This window comes from Rahnella sp. EDr1-12, from assembly GCF_049206505.1.
Taxonomy (GTDB): domain Bacteria; phylum Pseudomonadota; class Gammaproteobacteria; order Enterobacterales; family Enterobacteriaceae; genus Rahnella; species Rahnella rivi.
Map to the genome: position 1 here is coordinate 465,250 of NZ_JBLZNY010000003.1, position 17,164 is coordinate 482,413.

The 17,164-nt window shown below is 51.7% G+C and carries 12 protein-coding genes; 6 read left to right on the top strand and 6 right to left on the bottom strand.

What is annotated here, in order from left to right; all coding sequences use genetic code 11:
- Window positions 1-5: 5 nt before the first annotated feature.
- The 3 genes from ACO0U8_RS15895 to ACO0U8_RS15905 form a co-directional block, all read right to left on the bottom strand.
- A complete protein-coding gene (locus tag ACO0U8_RS15895) occupies window positions 6-2,114 on the bottom strand; it encodes a T6SS effector phospholipase Tle3 domain-containing protein (RefSeq protein WP_421671204.1) in 2,109 nt (702 codons plus the stop codon).
- Window positions 2,114-4,624: a DUF2345 domain-containing protein gene (locus ACO0U8_RS15900; protein ID WP_421671205.1), complete on the bottom strand. Its 2,511-nt coding sequence runs from the start codon at window positions 4,622-4,624 to the stop codon at window positions 2,114-2,116. Before ACO0U8_RS15900 ends, ACO0U8_RS15895 begins: the two co-directional genes overlap by 1 nt.
- 239 nt (window positions 4,625-4,863) lie before the next feature.
- A complete protein-coding gene (locus ACO0U8_RS15905; protein ID WP_421671206.1) occupies window positions 4,864-6,321 on the bottom strand; it encodes a sugar porter family MFS transporter in 1,458 nt (485 codons plus the stop codon).
- A 348-nt stretch (window positions 6,322-6,669) separates the two neighbouring features.
- Here ACO0U8_RS15905 and ACO0U8_RS15910 point away from each other — a divergent pair, with 348 nt between their 5' ends.
- The 5 genes from ACO0U8_RS15910 to fabV all read left to right on the top strand — a co-directional run bounded on the left by ACO0U8_RS15910 (window position 6,670) and on the right by fabV (window position 12,785).
- Window positions 6,670-9,051 (top strand): DMSO/selenate family reductase complex A subunit, encoded by a 2,382-nt coding sequence (locus tag ACO0U8_RS15910; protein ID WP_217204397.1) that lies wholly within the window; start codon window positions 6,670-6,672, stop codon window positions 9,049-9,051.
- Window positions 9,048-9,668, top strand: coding sequence for a DMSO/selenate family reductase complex B subunit (locus ACO0U8_RS15915; RefSeq protein ID WP_421671207.1), 621 nt, complete (start codon window positions 9,048-9,050; stop codon window positions 9,666-9,668). The genes ACO0U8_RS15910 and ACO0U8_RS15915 overlap by 4 nt, the downstream gene beginning before the upstream one ends.
- A 2-nt stretch (window positions 9,669-9,670) precedes the next feature.
- Window positions 9,671-10,516 (top strand): dimethyl sulfoxide reductase anchor subunit family protein, encoded by an 846-nt coding sequence (locus ACO0U8_RS15920; protein ID WP_421671208.1) that lies wholly within the window; start codon window positions 9,671-9,673, stop codon window positions 10,514-10,516.
- The gene (locus tag ACO0U8_RS15925) at window positions 10,516-11,391 is read left to right on the top strand and encodes a 4Fe-4S binding protein (RefSeq protein WP_421671209.1); all 876 of its coding nucleotides are present in this window, start codon (window positions 10,516-10,518) and stop codon (window positions 11,389-11,391) included. Before ACO0U8_RS15920 ends, ACO0U8_RS15925 begins: the two co-directional genes overlap by 1 nt.
- Window positions 11,392-11,588: 197 nt before the next feature.
- On the top strand, window positions 11,589-12,785 hold the full coding sequence (gene fabV, locus ACO0U8_RS15930; protein ID WP_056779756.1) for an enoyl-ACP reductase FabV: 1,197 nt from the start codon (window positions 11,589-11,591) through the stop codon (window positions 12,783-12,785).
- A 149-nt stretch (window positions 12,786-12,934) separates the two neighbouring features.
- Here fabV and ACO0U8_RS15935 read toward each other — a convergent pair whose 3' ends face one another.
- The 3 genes from ACO0U8_RS15935 to ACO0U8_RS15945 all read right to left on the bottom strand — a co-directional run bounded on the left by ACO0U8_RS15935 (window position 12,935) and on the right by ACO0U8_RS15945 (window position 15,287).
- On the bottom strand, window positions 12,935-13,240 hold the full coding sequence (locus ACO0U8_RS15935) for a DUF1471 domain-containing protein (RefSeq protein ID WP_056779759.1): 306 nt from the start codon (window positions 13,238-13,240) through the stop codon (window positions 12,935-12,937).
- A 346-nt stretch (window positions 13,241-13,586) separates the two neighbouring features.
- The gene (locus ACO0U8_RS15940; protein WP_421671210.1) at window positions 13,587-14,507 is read right to left on the bottom strand and encodes a nucleotidyl transferase AbiEii/AbiGii toxin family protein; all 921 of its coding nucleotides are present in this window, start codon (window positions 14,505-14,507) and stop codon (window positions 13,587-13,589) included.
- Between the two features lie 6 nt (window positions 14,508-14,513).
- Window positions 14,514-15,287, bottom strand: coding sequence for a type IV toxin-antitoxin system AbiEi family antitoxin domain-containing protein (locus ACO0U8_RS15945; RefSeq protein WP_421671211.1), 774 nt, complete (start codon window positions 15,285-15,287; stop codon window positions 14,514-14,516).
- 565 nt (window positions 15,288-15,852) lie between these two features.
- Between ACO0U8_RS15945 and ACO0U8_RS15950 the strand changes: the two genes are divergently transcribed.
- Window positions 15,853-17,130 (top strand): PTS ascorbate transporter subunit IIC, encoded by a 1,278-nt coding sequence (locus ACO0U8_RS15950; RefSeq protein ID WP_056779768.1) that lies wholly within the window; start codon window positions 15,853-15,855, stop codon window positions 17,128-17,130.
- Window positions 17,131-17,164: the final 34 nt, after the last annotated feature.

A 17,164-nucleotide genomic window follows, 5' to 3' on the forward strand; every position in this document is an offset into this window, starting at 1 on the left:
CCCTGTCAAACCTGAGGTTTAGGCATATCCCACTGTAATATTTGAACGGGTGTAATTTCACTATCATGCTGATTATTAGGCTTAACCGTTAGTCGTCTTCCATAATCGTTTATTACACCAAACTCTTTTCCTATAGGCATACCCTTGTCGAGCTCTGGCTTATTCATGAATTGCTTTATATGTTCTAAAGGAAGAATACCTTCTTGATAATATTTTCTTTCGTCAGCAATAGGGTTTTCTGCTCTTCGCCAATCAGCACGTAATAGCAATCGATCCCAAAACTCCTGATCCTCAAACGCTTCACATTTCCCTATCGCCAAATCGTAGGCCATAGACAAGGCCGGAGCTTTTAAACTCGCAACAATGGATGAATGCTGGCTATACACCGAAGGAATCTCAGCTGCCGCCTTTAATTCTTTTTCTGTCATCCTGCGAGTTAATGTTATGTTTTGTCCTTCACCTCTCTTCCCAGATACCTCAGCGTGCAAAATTTCCCATTCCGGGTATTTTTCTTTTACTTCAATCATTTGTCCTGGCTTTAAATTGTCGCGGTCAAACAAATTCCAGAATTGCGGGCTGTTAGGTACTTCAATTGAGCTATGAACAAGCCTTTCAGCTTTCATCGCTGCTTTAGCGATATGTTTGTCGTTATCGCCTAACTTGTCTGTATATCCAGTATTGCTTTTACCCATAAGGTCAAAAATGAATGGCGTAGGCAGCAGGGGGGCATTAATAATCACATCTTTAAATGAGTAGCCTGTATTGGGCGAGTCTCCTGACTTACGTGCTGGCATTTCAAAGTGAAATCCGGTTTTATCTCCGACCCAATAATCTCTACAAAATACCCGCTGATAGAGGTTGTTACCCATTTGATTTTTAGCTTTCATTTCATCAGGGATACCTCGCCAGCCAAATCCCTGGATAGGGGTCATCGATACGACCTGATCGTTCGGGCAGAAATAGTTGTAGACCATGCCGAAGTTATTACGGCTGTATAGCGGATCGTTCCATAACGTCTTATGAGCATTTTTTGACAGGCAACCGCTGTCTGTGAGTTTTTGAGTGTAGTCGCCTGTATGGGGGACATTTCCCATCTGATAATGACTATTTTTTGCCATCAGTTGGCAAAAGTGTGCAAATGTTTTCTGGCGTGCGGCATCACTTTGCTGATGCCCCGGCAACATGTTCTCCATCCAACGGTTTTCCATTGAATAAGGCGAGTGATTGAGGATCACACAATCCGCAGGGTCGAAGCCTTCAGCATCCACCCACATGTTTGCCAACATGGTGATAATCGTCCCCTGACTGTGTGCCACAACATTTATAGTGTCATATCGGGTGTCTGGGTTACGCCTGATATCCAGGATCAAATCCGCCAGTCTCCGTGCGGCATAAGCCTGGTAAATACGGTGCGGGTTTTGATAAATAGGGTGACTCCAGTCCTCATCGCTCATGATACCCCCACGCGACTTGAGGCGGGCGACCATCTCAATGATCATGCCCTGGCCACCAGGGCCAAACATATCAGGAATATTGGTCGTGGCGTTGGCGAACGTACCGCCCCCTTTAGCAGAAGAAGGATCTAACCAGTTGTTTAGATTGTCAGTGTTTTCTCCATCATGGTTTTTAATTTTTGTTGCATCGAATTCGCGATAGGTATCATAGGGTAAATCGGCATCATTGCCTTTTTTGGCAAGTTCAGCTTTGTAGCGAGTCTGGTCGGCTTTCCAGGTATCATGATCAACGGGCTTGTATCCCCAATAAAAAGGAATAATGGGGGAGCGGTTGACTACCCCAATGCAGGTTTGCTCCTGCACGGCACAGGTTTTTGTTGTGATATTGCCGTCTGTATCCGAAATGCTGAACTCTTGTACTTTCCAGTCATGCGCGTGCATGTCCTGGCGACCGAGGCGAGTGTTTAAGCCCAAACAAAGCCCTTTATCCTGATTTTCATAAGCCTCACCTACATCATTGACGCCGTGTACCAGAATCACAATGCAGGGCAGCGGAGGTTGCACGCCACAAAGTTGCACACTCATTGGCCCGGAGCCTTTAGGACGCCCGGTATCACCTTCTGACAGGATTGTTGGAGTACGTATGTTGTTAGCCGCCATTATTTCACTCCCTTGATAATCTCAATTACTGCATTTTCCAGCTCATGCATCTGTAACAATGACGATTCACCCTGCTCATCAGTGACCCCTTCCGTGACAGAGCCGTCCTGACGACGGATACGGAATTTTTGATTTTTCATGACGTGCGTTGGGTCGCCATTAAAATGGAGCCGATATTTGAGTTCAAATGCACCGCTTTCAAATGACGGCATCGCCTGCTTCACGCTATCCCCGCCCTGATACTCCAGTACCGGCGATTTTTGGGTAATACGGGTAGGAGCAAGCTCTTCGATCGTTCCATCCTTAATGCGGATCCCAGCCCCGCCACACATCAGCAGCAGCTCTTTTTTGGCGTTAAGCACGATGCGGCCGTTGGTACTGGTGATCTGCATGTCTTCAAAAGAGGTCAGCTCCATCTGATCTTTCTGTGCCTGAAGCTGCACCTTTCCTGCAGCGGCAATGAGCTTGATGCCTAACTTATTCGCAAATACGGAGAACAGTTCACCGGCGGCAACTGAGAAGCGACGGAATACGCTGAAACTGGCATCCTGGCCTGCGGTGGCCACCAGATTCTTACCTGCAGTTTGTTGGATCGTTTTCGGCGTGGTGTGCGCAATTCCGGCATCGCCGTAAACGACGACGCCGGGTTGAGCGAGTTTGGTGAGGTCTGTCTTGAGCAGCTCCTGATCGGTGGTTTCTGCCGGAGACGCCTGAGCGATATCGGCGGTACTCTTCAGGGTTTTGGCCAGAGCCAGGGCTTTTTCAAGCTGCGCAATGGCGGCATCCATATCCAGCTGCTGCCCCTGAGCACTGTTCTTCGGCTCGGTAGAAAGCAGCACGCCTTTACCGCCGCGAACGGCAACATAGGCATCAGTTCGCAATTCTGCGCCTTCACCGCGCTGCTTTCTGGCACTGTCCACCAGGTGTCCCAGACTGAGCTGGCTCTTACCTGAATGTACCGTGCTGATTTTTATATGTTCTTTGCCGCGTTGATCCTCAAGTCGAATCTTATTTCCAGAAGGAGTGCGGATGACGTTCCGCTTGTAATTCGGTAACGCCACATGATCCGGGTGCGTTGAATCATGCAGTGCATAGGCAATATAAGGCCGGTCAACGTCGCCGTTCTCGAAGGCAATCGCCACGCCGGTGGAATCCAGCAGCGGCATATGGAAGCCGTAGGTGTCACCGGAATAGGGTTTAGCCAGGCGCAGCCAGCAGCTCTCAAAGCCTTTCTGCCATTCGGTGCGGTCGAAACCAAACTGGGCGCGGTACAAACCGTCGGCGTTGATGTGGGCGTAAGGTTCGTCCGGATGCGCGCTGGAGATGCGGGCAGGCAGCGTGCCGGTGACGGTCGGCCACGGCAGCAAGGCAGGGCGGTACGGATGCTGTGTATTGCGCGGAACCGCGGTAAAGGTGACGAAATACGCCGTATCGCGGGCGACGTTTGTAGAGGTCGTGGAAACTATCAGCAGGCCCTCCGGCGCTTCCGGCCAGTCTTTACCGGGCGTGGTGATGACCATCCCCGGACGCAGCGTCATGCAGTTGGACTTGCCCTCAAAGGTGATTTGCTCACTGAGGTAGCGCTCCTGACGGCGCTTCGCGTACCACATGCCCTGGCCGGGCTCGCTGCTGAATTCCTTGCCCGGCTCAGGATAATACTCACCCCAGCGGTAATCTTCGGCAACCAGCGCCGGATAGTCCGGATTGGTTTCCGTCGTGCCGGTCATATCGTTTTGTGCCGCGGGGTAATAGTCGTCGTTAACCGTCACAGATTTCGGGATAGATTTACGGCTGACCGACATCTCCCACACTGATTCCAGGCCGCCGTCGAACATGCCCGCCGGGTTGCGGAACGGGATGGCAACGGATTCAGGCCAGGCGTATGAATGGTCGGCCAGCACCATGACGTCGCAGTTGTTCTCTTCGTCATATTCGAAGAAGTAGGAGATACCGCTGTCTGCCAGGCGGCGCGCAATATGGGCGTATTCGCTTTCGCCGAACTGCATCATGAATTTTTTCAGCGGATACTGATCATTGAGCGCAAACCGAAAATCCAGCCGGTCCATGTTGTAACGCAGGAAGGTGTTTTCGGTCATGCTGATGACGCTGTCGTTCTGGTAAATCGCGTTATTGCTGCCCTGATTTAACCGGGTGACGCGGTGTTCAAGCGTGACGGTGTAGCGGGTTTCATCAGCAGAGGTTCCACACTGGCGGAACTGCGTTATAACGCCGGGGATAATACGCGGTTTAACCGATTCCCACGGCTTGCCGTCGGGGTACATCAGGAACAGCGCGGAATAGTTGATGATGTGCTGAGCGGGAATGTCTTTCACCGCGCTGGTGAACTCAATTTCATAGCGCAGAATATCGCTGATGGCCTCGCTGCCGCTGAACTTGAGCACCGAAATATCGATGCCGGGCTGCTGAGATTCCAGCCGTTTAAATCTTAACTGGTAATGGTTGTGGATCGGTAATTGAGTGCCTGCAAGAATGTAATCCTGAATGCTCATTGTTTTAAGTCCCTTTTGAACAACTCATGTTGAATCCGGCATAGACAAAAATCCTTGTCCCCCGAGAATGATATGCTTCATTAAGTGAAATTTATAGAAAGAAAAGTCGGAAAATCACGAGTGGCAAAGATTAGTTGGTTGCGGTGATCTCACTGATTAAGAGGGGATATAAATGGAGATGTTTACGTAATAAAAACTTTATAAATAGGAAGGCGCGTCCCTGCGCCGCTAAAAACGGATTAGCTGCCCGACGCCTCTGGTGCGGGTTCGTCCTGTAAGTTCTTTTTAAAATGTTTCTCTATCTGCTCCAGCGTTTTGCCCTGCGTTTCCGGGGCGAAAATAATCGCAAATATCCCGCCTGCGACGCCGATGGCGGCAAAGCAGAAGAAGGACATCGTCAGTCCGATGTATTCCAGCATGATCGGGAACATAAAGGCGATGGAGAAGTTGGTCATTTGCATGGCAAATACCGAAACTCCGTTAGCCATCCCGCGGATGCGCATCGGGAACATTTCTGACAGCAACAGCCAGGTCACCGGCGAAAGCGCGCCCTGCTGGAAGCACAGGAATACCAGCATGCCGCCCAGCACCAGATAACTGCGCAGGGTATCCGGATGACCATTTACCGTTTCCGGCATCAGCCAGGTGATAAGGCCGATCGCCAGCAGGGTACAGGTACAACCAATCTGACCGGTCAGCAGCAGCGGACGGCGGCCAAAACGGCTGAGCAGCATGATGCCGACAAACGTCATGATCACCGAGATTACACCGTTGGCGATGGTGGCGAGCAGCGAGGCGTTGGTGCTCAGCCCAGTGGCCTGCAACATGGTCGGCGCGTAGAACATGATGGTGTTCACGCCGGAAAGTTGTTGCAACATGGCGATACCAATCCCCAGAAACACCAGGCGCTTCATCCACACAGAAATGGTTTTCTGGCGGCGGGAATGCTTCTCGCTTTTGGAACTCATGGAGCTGCGGATTTCGCTCAGTTCTTTCTCCACTTTGCCCGCTTTACGGGTGCGTTCCAGCACGTCACGCGCTTCGCGATAGCGGCCATGCATGGCGTACCAGCGCGGTGTATCCGGCAGGAACAGCATCCCGACCCACAAAATGACCGCCGGGACGCAGGCGACACCCAGCATCCAGCGCCAGGTGGTTTCTCCGCCCCAGACTTCGTTAATCGCCGCATTACTGGTGTAAGCGATCAGCTGCCCGGAGACGATCATCAGTTCCTGCAAGGTCACAAACTGCCACCGGCGGTTTGAAGGTACGATTTCTGCGATATAAATCGGCACTATCGCCGCCGCACCGCCCACCGCCAGGCCCAGAATAAAGCGGAAGGTAATCATCAACACTACGTTCGGCGCCATGGCGCAACCCAGAGAGCCGAGCATGAAAATCAACGCCATCGCGAGGATGATTTTCTTGCGTCCAAACCGGTCAGCAACCCGTCCGGCACATACGGCTCCCACCGCCGAACCGAGGATCAGGAAACTGGTGACCATCCCGGTCGTTAACGATGTCAGATGCAGATCATGCTTCATGAACAACAAGGCACCGGCGATGACGCCGGTATCGTAGCCAAACAGTAACCCCCCTAATGTGGCAATAAAGGCAATCACTTTCACCAGTGGTTCAGTGGGTTGCGAGGCTTTCGCCGCCTCATTCCCGCTGCCGCTGTTTATTTTCTCAATCACAGACGCTCCCTAATCAATACTTTTATTATGGTTATTGTGTGACTTAGATCACACGCTATAAATCTAACTCAAAATCAGAATTTTGCAGGAAACCGGTGAAATGAATAAAAACGGGGAGTCGCTGGCGGTTTTTGGGCGGTCAAAGATGTCACTTTTTTGTGATGAAACATTCGTCAAAATTATGGGTTCAAATTAAAGAATCACCCTCGAAAATGTTCATCAGCAGGAAAAGATAATGGAACCAATATTCTTACTCAAAAGTGAGTATCAGTGTGCGTTAGCTTGACATCCCACAAGGATGAATTTGCGTTAAGTGTGGGATGATCTTTTCCTTTTTGAGCCAATGTTATGAAAAATAAAGATAGTTGTGACGTAGTGTCAAACGTTACCCGGCGCGACTTCGTCAAGATCAGCAGCATGGTGGCTGCGCTTCCTCTGGTCGGATTCAAATTCAGCCACGCAGCCGGTCAGGCTGCGGTTACTCCTTCTGAGTTATCCTCTCCGGCGGTCAACGTCGTCCCGACGTGCAGCACCTTCGACTGCGGCGGGAAGTGCGATATCCGCGCGCACGTGCAGGACGGTGCGGTCATTCAGATCACCACGCGGCCTGATGCCGAGCTGGACCCGGCCATGCCGGTGATGCGCGCCTGCGTCCGTGGCCGGAGTTATCGCAAATTCGTCTACCATCCTGATCGCTTAAAGTATCCGATGAAGCGGGTGGGCAAACGTGGCGAAGGCAAATTTGAGCGGATCAGCTGGGACGAGGCGACAACGCTTATTGCCGACAATCTGCAACGTATTACCGAAAAATACGGGCCGTCATCGCGCTACGTCCATGTCGGGACGGCGGTCAGCGGCGGTACCTTCTCCGGCGACACCATGGCCCGCCGCTTGCTGAATCTGACCGGCGGCCATCTCGGTTATTACCATTCTGTCAGTATGGGCAACACCGGTGCCGCGACGCCTTATACCTATGGCACGGCGGCGAGCGGTAACACGCTGGATACGCTGGCCGATACGCCGCTGGTGATCCTGTGGGGGCATAACCCGGCAGAAACCGTTTTCGGGCACACCAACCACTATTTTCAGCAGATGAAGCAGAAGGGCACGCGTTTTATCGTGGTCGATCCGCGCTATTCAGACACCGCGTCTTCGCTGGCGGATGAATGGATCCCGCTGCGTCCTTCTACCGATAACGCGCTGATGGACGCGATGATGTACGTCATCATCAGCGAAAATCTGCATGACAAAGCCTTCATTGAGCGCTACACGCTGGGCTTTGACGAAAGCACAATGCCTGAAGATGTGCCTGCCAACGAATCACTGGTGTCCTATCTGAACGGGGCAAAAGACGGCATCGTGAAAACCCCTGAATGGGCCGAAGTGATCACCCACGTTCCGGCGCAGACCATTCGCCAGCTGGCGCGGGATTACGCAACCACCAAACCGGCAGCGCTGATCCAGGGCTGGGGGCCGCAACGGCATAACTGCGGCGAACGCACCGCGCGCGGCTCCACGCTGCTGGCCACAATTACCGGCAATGTTGGGATCAAAGGCGGCTGGGCGGGCGGTTACGGCGGCATCGGCAACCGTAAATTCACCACAGGGCCGGAAATGCCCGACAATCCGGTAAAACAGAAAATCTCGGTGATGAACTGGGTGCAGGCAGCGGATGACGCGAGCCTTGTCACGCCCCAGGACGGGCTGACCGGCGGCGAAAAGCTCGACAGCAATATCCGCATACTTTTCTCGCTGGCGGGAAATTATCTGGCTAACCAGAACCCGGACATCCATCAGGCCGTGAAGGTACTGGAGGATGAATCCAAAATTGAATTTATTGTTGCCAGCGATCTGTACCTGACGCCAAGCGCTAAATATGTCGATCTGCTGCTGCCGGAAACCAGCTTTATGGAACGCTGGAATATCGGCGAAACCTGGGGCACCGGCAATTACCTGATGCTGTCTGAAAAACTGATTGAGCCGCCATTTGAAAGCCGGTCGGATTACGACTGGTTGCGCGAGGTGGCGGCGAAACTGGGGGTTGAAAAGGAATTCAGTCAGGGACGTAACGAGAAAGAGTGGATTGCGCATATCTGGGAAAATACCCGTCTGGCGATGCCACAGGAGGCACTGCCGACCTTTGAACAATTGCAGGTGACCCGCCGCCATCTGTTCAAAAGCGCGCCGTACGTGGCGTTTGAAGACAATATCCGCGATCCGAAAAATCATCCTTTCCAGACACCTTCCGGAAAAATCGAGATCTTCTCCCGCAGGCTTTATGACATGCATCATCCGGAAATCCCGGCGCTGTCGCACTATGTGCCCGCCCACGAAGGGCCGGAGGATGTGCTGGCGGCGCGATTCCCGTTGCAGCTGATCACCTGGAAAGGCAAAAACCGCGCCAACTCCACGCAATATGCCAACCCGTGGTTGCAGGAAGTGCAGACGCAAAAACTGTGGATCAATCCCGCGGATGCCCGGCGTCGCGGTATTGCGCAGGGCGACAGTGTGCGGATCCACAACGACCGTGGCGTGACGCAAATTCCGGCGGAAGTGACCCAGCGGATCATGCCCGGCGTGGTGGCGATGCAGGCCGGTGCCTGGTGGCAGCCGGATGCCAGCGGTGTCGATCACGGCGGTTGCGCCAACGTACTCAGTTCGGCGCGAATTACCGCGCTGGCGAAAGGGAATTCCCATCAAACCATGCTTGTGGAGGTTGTTAAGGCATGAGTCAGTTTATTGATTATCCACCGGTCAGTGACCGCCAACTCGGTTTCTTTATTGATTCCTCCCGTTGCTCCGGCTGCAAAGCCTGTCAGGTTGCCTGCAAAGATAAAAACAATCTTGACGTCGGCAGGCGCTTTCGCCGCGTTTATGAAGTGAAAGGCGGCGGTTTTATCCCCACAGGGCAGGGCGGAGTGACGAATAACGTGTACGCCTACACGCTGTCTATTTCCTGTAATCACTGCAAAGACCCGGTTTGCACCAAAAACTGTCCGACGACGGCCATGCACAAACGCCCAGGCGACGGCATTGTGCGGGTGAATACCGACAAATGCGTTGGCTGCGGATATTGCGCATGGTCGTGCCCTTACGGCGCGCCGCAGCTCAATGAGCAGACCGGGCAGATGTCGAAATGCGATTTCTGCGTCGATCTTCAGGCCGTCGGGCAACAACCGGTGTGTGTCGCAACCTGTCCGCTGGGGGCGATCAAGTTCGGCCCGATCGATGAATTACGGGCGAAATACGGCAGTCTTTGTGATGTGCAGGGGCTGCCAGATTCCGCACTGACTCACCCCAGTCTGGTCATCAAACCGCACCAGGGTGCAGAAAAAGGGAGTCTCTAATCATGCAGGAATGGCCACTGATCGTCTTTACGTTGCTGATCCAACTTTCCGTTGGCAGCACCGTTTTCACCACATTCACGCTGGTGTATGCCGCTGATCGTCTGCACGTGCAGGAAAAATGGCGCGTCGCCGCACCGGCTATGTTGCTGGCTTTCATCGCCGGTGCGCTGGGCCTTGTCGCGTCAACCGCGCATCTGGGCTATCCGCTCAATGCGTTTCACGCGCTGAGCCACATCGGCAGTTCCTGGCTGAGCAGGGAAATTGTCTTCGCCAGCCTTTATCTCGGCGTACTGGGGCTGACAACGCTGATTGCGCTGGTGTCAAAACGCGTGGTGACATCGCTTCTGCTGCTCGCTTCGCTGCTGGGTCTGATTGATCTCTTTTGCATGAGCGCGATTTACGTGCATGCGTCTGTCGCCACCTGGATGCACATCAATACGTACGTGATGTTTTACGGGAGCGCGCTGAGTCTGGGCGCGATCACCGCGCTGTGGCGGATTTCGCGCTGCCCATGGCTGCCCTGGCAACGGGCGCGGCGGATCGCGGTGTTCTGCGGTGGCATACTGATCGCGGTTACCCTGGCGCGCCTGCTGGAACAACCGGTGTATCTGGCGTATCTGAACGGGGTGAGCCGTGATGCGGTGACCTTCCCGCATCAGCCGCTGGTTGCCTTCGCGCAGTCCGGCACGTTGCGCCTGGTGGCGTGGGTGATACTGACCGCGGGCACGGTCATCACGGCGCGCAGCCTGCAAACCCACCGCATTGGCCGGTTGCAGCTGCTGACGGGTGGCGCGGCGGTGTTGCTGGCAGAAATCATGCTGCGTTTTAACTTCTTCAGCATTCACTGATGAGTGTGTTTTTGCCTGATGCCCGCCCGCACCAAATCAGCGCCGGGCGGGCCTGCGTGCGCAATACGGTGAAAAACAGCCGCTGCGTGGCCTGCGCCGACGTCTGCCCGACCGGTGCGGTTACGCTGAACGCAGAAGGCACGATGGCAATCAATCCGCAGGCCTGTATCGGCTGCGGATATTGTCTTTTCAACTGCCCGACCGGTTCTCCGGAGGGCATTACTCCGGCTACGCGGCATTATCGTGGTGACCGGCTGGTGATGCCGCTGAGTGCCGTCGCGCCATGCCCTGAAGAACTGCTGATCTGGCACAGTGAAATTGGCATCCGTTTTGTTGAGATGGACGCGAACAGCGCGGCTGGCTGGTTTCAGGCCGTCGCCGCACTGAACGTTCGTCTCAGACACATGCAGGAACCGCCGTGGAATGTTGTTCCGCCATCCCCGCAAACGCTGAACGGCGCACGCCGCCGCTGGCTGCATCTGAAAAATGAAGGCGTTTCAGCGGGCAGCGTACCCGTCGGACGCCGCGCCAGACGCGCCCGTTTTACACAATTCAGCGAGTTTCGCCCTGTTATCGCAACAGAACGCTGCTCGCTGTGCGGTGCCTGCAGCCGGGTGTGCGCTGAACAGGCCATCCGGCTGGATGCGCAGGCGTTGACGCTGGACCCGGTAAAATGCACCGGCTGCGGCAACTGTGAGGCGGTGTGTTTCGACGCTGCGTTATCCGTGCAGGAAAGCAGCGAAGGGACGTCAGAGGTTTACCCGCTTGAACACGCCGAATGCCGGGTGTGCCATCGCCAGTTTCCCGCCTGGACTGCGCAGGAAAAGGCATGCCCGGTTTGCCACCGTCATGCTTTTGGAATGCGTGAGGCGTGAAATGAAAATCCCGCCGGAACTGGGTTACACTTCAGGGATCACTTTTGGTTCACTTTTTAGGCTTTTGGCTGAAAACGAGCCTGTTTTCACTTCAGAGAAGTCTGTTTAGCGGGCGATGGAGCGTCAGGTTTTGCCTGAAACGGCGCAAACCTATATTCTATCGGCCAATTTACTGAGACAGTTGCAATGAGGTCTATATGATTATCAAACCACGCATCCGTGGCTTTATCTGTGTTACTGCCCATCCGGAAGGTTGCAAGGCGAACGTTAAAGAACAAATCGACTACGTTACCGCTCAGGGCAAAATTGCCGGCGGTCCGAAAAAAGTCCTGGTGATCGGCGCTTCTACCGGTTACGGCCTCGCTGCCCGCATCTCTGCTGCTTTCGGTTCTGACGCTGCCACGCTCGGCATTTTCTTCGAACGTGCTGGTGATGAATCCAAAACCGCAACCGCAGGCTGGTACAACTCCGCCGCCTTCGAAGAATTTGCGGATGCAAAAGGTCTGTATGCGAAAAGCATCAACGGCGACGCGTTCTCTGATGAAGTGAAGCAAAAGACCATTGAGCTGATCAAACAAGATCTCGGTCAGGTTGATCTGGTGGTTTACAGCCTGGCTGCGCCGCGCCGTACCCATCCGAAAACCGGTGAAGTTTTCAACTCCACTCTGAAACCAATCGGTAAGCAAGTCACCATTCGCGGTATCAATACCGACAAAGAAACCATCAACGAAACCACGCTGGAACCGGCAACGCCTGAAGAAATTGCAGGCACCGTGGCCGTTATGGGCGGTGAAGACTGGCAGATGTGGATCGACGACCTGAAAGCCGCCGGTGTGCTGGCTGAAGGCGCGAAAACCACTGCCTTCACCTATCTGGGTGAAGAAGTGACGCAGGACATCTACTGGAACGGTTCTATCGGTGAAGCGAAGAAGGATCTGGACAAACGTGTTCTGGATATCCGCAGCACACTGGCAGAGCAGGGCGGCGACGCGCGTGTTTCCGTACTGAAAGCCGTGGTGACTCAGGCGAGTTCTGCGATCCCTGTGATGCCGCTGTACCTTTCCTTGCTGTTCAAAGTGATGAAAGAGAAGGGCACTCACGAAGGTTGTATCGAGCAGGTTTACGGTCTGTACAAAGACAGCCTGTACGGCGCTGAGCCGCTGGTGGATAACGAAGGCCGTCTGCGCGCTGACCTGAAAGAGATCGCGCCAGAAGTACAGGACGAAGTGGGCAAACTGTGGAATGAAGTCACCAACGACAACATCCCGGAACTGACCGATTTCGTCGGCTACAAAAGCGAATTTATGCGTCTGTTCGGTTTCGGCCTGAACGGCGTGGATTACGCTGCAGACACCAATCCTGACGTGAAAATCAAACATCTGATCCAGATGTAATTTGGTTTTACGCTAAGCGATGCTGAAAGCCCATTCCCGCTGCAAAGTGGGGGTGGGTTTTTTTATGGCAGCATAAAAAAGGGCGCATCCTGCGCCTTTCCTTCATTTCTTACACATTTCCCGGCAAGCCGTGCAGCCATTCTCAAACATCAGTCATAAGCCAGTTTATGGTTAATATTGTAAACAGTGGCGGTAGCCGCCATGACGTGTTGCTGATCTTTACCCGGTTTGTGCGATTCCACATTGGTAATGTGATAGCCGACCGCACCCGCCGCTAACGCTTTTTTAACAAACGCGTTGTTGAGTTCTTCCATGGACGTTGCCCACGACACCGTTGTCACCCCTACAGCCTGCAGTGAGGAAATTTCACGATGCGATAATCCTGAGCGGATTAAGACAGGTTTGACATCCTTGGGAAAGAATATAGACAAGACATCATTTACTAAGCCTTTCATGATTTTATTCCTCATTAGTTCATCTTCAGGTTCGGGCGTATAGCCGTGCTACTCATTCATTTCGTAACTTGCGGGAATAAGAATTCGAGCGGGCACAACCCTAAGAAACACCTTTTCATGTAACGACGTTTAGCTTTAATTGCTAATTAGTTGTTAAGAAAACTTCCGTCACAATTAACGCGATGTCTAAAGAGGATGCTTTCACTTAGTTACAGGTTCGGTACTTTTGACATGAGCACTGCAAAAGGCAATTACGGTGGCCGGAATGATAATAACCAGACAGTTTCCGTTCTCTTGAAAATATGGACAGATTTTTGTCCGAAGATAATTCAGTTCATATCGAGGGTTACATGAATTTTTCAAGAACTGTCCTCAGTTGATTCAGTGCTTCTGCGTGTTTATTTGCTGGCATATTCGACAGATTTTGTTGTTTCCAGCGTACTGCGGGCAACTTATCTATGTTATCCAGGCCCAGCAAATTCCAGTCAGGATCTCTGTTTTTGAATGACAGTAAAAATGTTCTTTCATCTGTAGTCATTTCAGCATGGACTTGCTTAATCAATTGTTTGCGCACGGCGAGCAATTCATCCAGCGGAACATCTTTATCTGCCATGCTGCGAAATTCACCCTCATAGATCCCGGCGATGTCTTTTAAATGTGGCCGCAGTAACTCGGCGATAGGGCGTGAATGACTGATGATATAAACCATCAAAGCTTTACGCAGTAACGGAGTGAGGCCCTCATTGTCGAGTAAGAATTTGATGTCAAACAAATCTCTTGGATGTTGACGGTCGAGCGCCGCGCAAATTTTTCCGGCATAGAGATCAGCAAATGACACCACTGAAACCTCAGCAAAGCCAAACTCATTTTCCACCGTCTCACAGACAGGGAGAAGGGTCGGTTCAAATACGGATCCTCTTAATACCGGTGAGAGTTCAATCTTTATCATGACCCCGTTACGTATAACCGTCAGCCGCAATGCATCATCTTTATCTTCGTAGGACTTACGAACTTTGCTGCCCGGGAGGGTAACGAGTATAGAATAAGCAATATTATCTAATGCAGACTTGATACCCCTCAGGGAAGCATCCCGCTCCAGTACGGGCAAATACACGAGATCGATATCAACAGATAAGCGGGGAAAATCACGTATAAAAAGATTGATTGCCGTCCCCCCCTTAAGTGCAAAGCAATCGTGTTTGGCAATAAAAGGAAGCAGTTGTAACAGCAACTTCACCTGTTTGTAGTAAATACTTTCCCTGTCCATTCTTGATTACATATCCTTGGGTACGGTGATATTCCAGGTGGTGTCCAGTCTGCCGGAATGAGCAATCACCCGCTTTCCGCTGCCTAGCTCATACTGTTCAGGATTAAGGTATTTTAACCAGGCGTGGTTATGGCGCTCTGCCAGCCAAAGGAAGAGACGTTTTGATTTAATACTGCAGTTTGCCAGTAACAGCGGTTCAAGTTTGCGGGGAGAGAGGGTGAAAAGCCCCTGCATGATTTGGTCCACATGTTCAAAACTGATGTTTTTAGGTACCTCTGCGAGAAGTTCAATTATGGCTCTTTCTGGCCCGGAATAGTGCAGCGGCGGCAGTGATTGTCGCCATTGGCTTTCGCGGAGATATGCTGCATTTTCAATGATGCTGTCGGGCCATAAACGGCGTGTGCCGCGCCATTCAAAATTCGCGCAGGCAGTGATTTTGTTTAACCATGCCGGTGGCGAACCTGCAGAATAAAGGCTGACAGGTACGATCTGATTTTTAATCTGATAGTGTGCTAAACCTTCCAGATTCAACGCCGTAATTCCACCCACAGTGATGAACGCAGGTTGCATACGCTGAAGAGAAGATACGATGCCTTGCCAGCTTAGGGGTGTTTCATCACAAACATACACACCCGGAACGAGCATCCGCAATGTCCTGCTTTTAACCGCATTATCGATAAAATGCAGGTCTAATCCTTGCTGTTGAAGCCATGCTTTTGTAGCCACCAAGCCTGAGGGCAATAACGTTTTGAGTCGTTGTCTCGCATCGGTATTAAGCATACAACCTCTTTTGTTTATGAAATCCACAATTCACGGCGATTATTGCCGTAAATTTTATAATATGTAAACCGAATGCGATTCAATTTTGTTCTTTTTGGATATTGCGGGCGGACTGTAGCTCAGCTTAAGTCGCTAAACCAACTGGCTAATGATGGAAGTAAGAGATGCTTTCCAGAGAAATTTTGTGTGTTGCAGCGGATTACATCCGCCGTCGCCTCAGACAGCTTTAAGCAAAACGGCAGGTAATTTGACGACATCCGCTAACGATGGCCATAAAGGGACATATGACCAGTGAGCTTTCAGCAAAACCCTGTTAACTGCCTTCCAAAACGGATTCAAATATATTCCCTCCTGTACTAATTGCGACTCAGTTCACATCATCTCTTGTTAGTGATATATATAAAACATCAGTCCAAATAAAAAGAAACAGCGGTTCATTAATTTATCTTCACATTATACATGAGCAGTGATGAGTGCGAATGTTGATTTTATGTGAATTTAAAGTTTTTTAAAAATAACAAGTGCCGCAATTTTCAAACAATAAAATTCAATACAAGAGGGGAAGATGGATATATTTCTGAGTTTGGTTAGAACGCCTGCGGTGATAATTGCGATTATTGCTTTTCTGGGGTTGCTGTTTCAGAGAGCATCCGTATCCAGAATAATCACGGGGACGGCGCTTTCTTTCATCGGATTCACCATGATCAAAGTCGGTGGTTCAATCCTGATGAAAGTGTTAACGGCGTTTAGTACGTTGTTTTCCAGTGCTTTTGACATTGTCGGTGTGGTGCCCAGCAACGAAGCGATCATGGCCGCAACCATCGATCAGATTGGTTCCACCGCAGCGATAATTTTGCTTTTCTCCATGGTGATAAATATTCTTCTGGCCAGATTCACCCGCCTGAAATTTATCTATCTTTCGCTGCATCTGGTGCTGTTTATGTCCTTTGCATTAACCGCTGTACTGATGCAGTTGGGCTACAGCCATTATCCAATCATTATCATCTCGTCGATATTTATCGGCTTCTATATGGCAGCCTCACCGTTCTTTCTAAATAAATTTAGCCGTGAAATCATCGGCTCAGATGAATATGCGATTTCCCATGCCGCGATCTCTTCTTACATTATTGGTTCTTATATGGGGAAATGGTTCGGCAATAAGAAAACCGACACAGAACATCTCAAAATCAGTAATAAATTCGACTTCCTTCGTGAACCCAATATCGCCACACTGCTGACGATGTTAGTTCTGCTGTTGATCTCCTGCGTTTTCGCCACGCAACCGCAGATCAAAACGGCCATGACGCTGGTGTACGGGGCGGGCGCAGCAGATAAGAATATGGTTATTTTCATTCTTGAACAGTCAGCCGTGTTTGCCTGCGGACTTTATTTAGCGAAGGCGGGCGTTAACTTATTTACGGCGGAAATCGTACCGGCCTTTAAAGGATTTTCCCGAGTCTTCGCGCCCGGCGCTGTGCCGGCCGTTGATGTGATGGTGCTGTTTACCAAAGCGCCGAATGCCACGCTGATTGGTTTTCTGGTGAGTTTCTCAGTGGAACTGGTGTGTATCCTGATTTTTCCGTTTATCGGATTGCCGATTATTGTCCCCGGCATCATGGCGAGCTTTATTACCGGCGGCGCTGCGGCCATCTTCGGTAACGCGACCGGCGGGTTCCGCGGCGCGGTCATCGCCAGCGGCATCAACGGGCTGTTGTTGTGTGTTCTCCCTGCGCTGACCTTGCCGCTGTTTGCTCATCTCGGCGCTCAGGGTGTCACTTTTGCAGACCCGGATTTCACCCTGTCTTCACTGCTGTTAGATCATCTGCTGCGTCTGTTTAAATAACAGGATGTAAAGAAAAAGCCGCCTCAGGCACTGA

Coding starts and splice junctions, on each gene's coding strand:
- ACO0U8_RS15895 (WP_421671204.1), bottom strand. CDS start 2,114: ATGGCGGCTAACAACATACGTACTCCAACAATCCTGTCAGAAGGTGAT.
- ACO0U8_RS15900 (WP_421671205.1), bottom strand. CDS start 4,624: ATGAGCATTCAGGATTACATTCTTGCAGGCACTCAATTACCGATCCAC.
- ACO0U8_RS15910 (WP_217204397.1), top strand. CDS start 6,670: ATGAAAAATAAAGATAGTTGTGACGTAGTGTCAAACGTTACCCGGCGC.
- ACO0U8_RS15915 (WP_421671207.1), top strand. CDS start 9,048: ATGAGTCAGTTTATTGATTATCCACCGGTCAGTGACCGCCAACTCGGT.
- ACO0U8_RS15920 (WP_421671208.1), top strand. CDS start 9,671: ATGCAGGAATGGCCACTGATCGTCTTTACGTTGCTGATCCAACTTTCC.
- ACO0U8_RS15925 (WP_421671209.1), top strand. CDS start 10,516: ATGAGTGTGTTTTTGCCTGATGCCCGCCCGCACCAAATCAGCGCCGGG.
- fabV (WP_056779756.1), top strand. CDS start 11,589: ATGATTATCAAACCACGCATCCGTGGCTTTATCTGTGTTACTGCCCAT.
- ACO0U8_RS15935 (WP_056779759.1), bottom strand. CDS start 13,240: ATGAAAGGCTTAGTAAATGATGTCTTGTCTATATTCTTTCCCAAGGAT.
- ACO0U8_RS15940 (WP_421671210.1), bottom strand. CDS start 14,507: ATGGACAGGGAAAGTATTTACTACAAACAGGTGAAGTTGCTGTTACAA.
- ACO0U8_RS15945 (WP_421671211.1), bottom strand. CDS start 15,287: ATGCTTAATACCGATGCGAGACAACGACTCAAAACGTTATTGCCCTCA.
- ACO0U8_RS15950 (WP_056779768.1), top strand. CDS start 15,853: ATGGATATATTTCTGAGTTTGGTTAGAACGCCTGCGGTGATAATTGCG.